The organism is Paenibacillus sp. J5C2022, from assembly GCF_025567625.1.
In the GTDB taxonomy this organism is placed as follows: Bacteria; Bacillota; Bacilli; order Paenibacillales; family Paenibacillaceae; genus Pristimantibacillus.
This window is the reverse complement of the sequence record NZ_JAOQJC010000111.1, coordinates 1-1195: the sequence shown is the minus strand read 5'-3', so window position 1 is coordinate 1195 and position 1195 is coordinate 1. Positions and strand designations below refer to the sequence as shown.

The following is a 1195-nucleotide window of genomic DNA, read 5'->3' as shown; positions in this document are numbered from 1 at the left end:
AGTAAGATTGAGTGATGAGATTGGCCCAAAGAAAGCCGCCGAGCAGTTAGGCGTAGCCTACTATACTTTGCAGGAATGGAGAAAGCGAAGAGCCCAGCACGGCGACGGAGCACATATCGGAAGCGGACGTGCTTATGCATCTGCCGATAAGACTGCGCGTGAAATCGAATTAGAAAAAGAAATAGGCGAGTTGCGACGCGCGAATGAAATTCTCAAGGACGCACTGGGTTTTTTCGCAAAAGACCGGAAGCGGTAAAGGCATGCCAGCTCTATGCTTACATCTGTGAACGACGGGATCAATGGACCGTCAAGGAGATGTGCAAAGTGCTTGCTGTCAGTGAATCGGGCTATTACCGTAGCTTGAAGCCCACGCCCAAACAGGAGCGGCAGGAACTTCTTCTGGTCAAAATCAAAGACATCATTGGAGAGCATGAAGACAACCGTAATTACGGTGTCCAGCGTATTCTGCTGGCGCTGTCACAAATAGAGATCACAACCAGCTACAGCACCGTCTATCGCATCATGAAGAAGCATGGCCTGCTGAAGAAAGCCAAGCGTCATCCAAATGGCATTACACGCGAGGATGCCGCAGCTCAAAAGAGTGAGAACCTGATCCAGAGAGACTTCAGGGCGTCGGCACCCAACCAAAAGTGGCTATCGGATATCACCGAAGTCCCTTGTTCAGACGGCAAGCTCTATCTGAGCGCAGTACTGGATTGTTTCAACGGAGAGATCGTAGGTCTCGCCATGGACGACAACATGCGTAAAGAGCTCTGCATCCAAGCCTTTGAGAACGCCTGCAAGGCAAGAAATGCTCGCGGAATGATTTTTCATAGTGATCGAGGCAGTCAATTCACGAGCCAAGCATTCCGAGAATGTCTAGCTAAACGAGATGCCATTCAGAGTATGAGCGGCACAGGACGTTGCTATGACAACGCGAGAATGGAAAGCTTTTTTGCTACGCTAAAGAAAGAAAAGCTGTACAAGATCAATACGGAGCGCTATCCGATGGTCTATATAAAATCGATCATCTTCCGATACATCATGGTCTACTACAACAGACGGCGGATCTACACCTCTAATCCAGGGGGGTGGCCCCCAGCTGTTTATCGCGAAAGAATACTGTCACAAGCAGCTTAGTAAAGGGATTTCTGTATGAGGGTGTTTTCAAACTGCACTTTTTTTGACAACTCCA

1 protein-coding gene and 1 pseudogene are annotated in these 1195 nt (G+C 48.8%); both read left to right on the top strand.

Translation table 11 applies throughout. The features are described 5' to 3' along the window. The coding region (locus M6D81_RS31500; protein ID WP_410795810.1) for a transposase at positions 1-256 on the top strand (256 nt) is incomplete at its 5' end. 11 nt (positions 257-267) lie between these two features. Beyond that, a pseudogene (locus tag M6D81_RS31495) lies at positions 268-1140 on the top strand (IS3 family transposase); the annotation flags it as partial. Between the last annotated feature and the right edge of the window lie 55 nt (positions 1141-1195).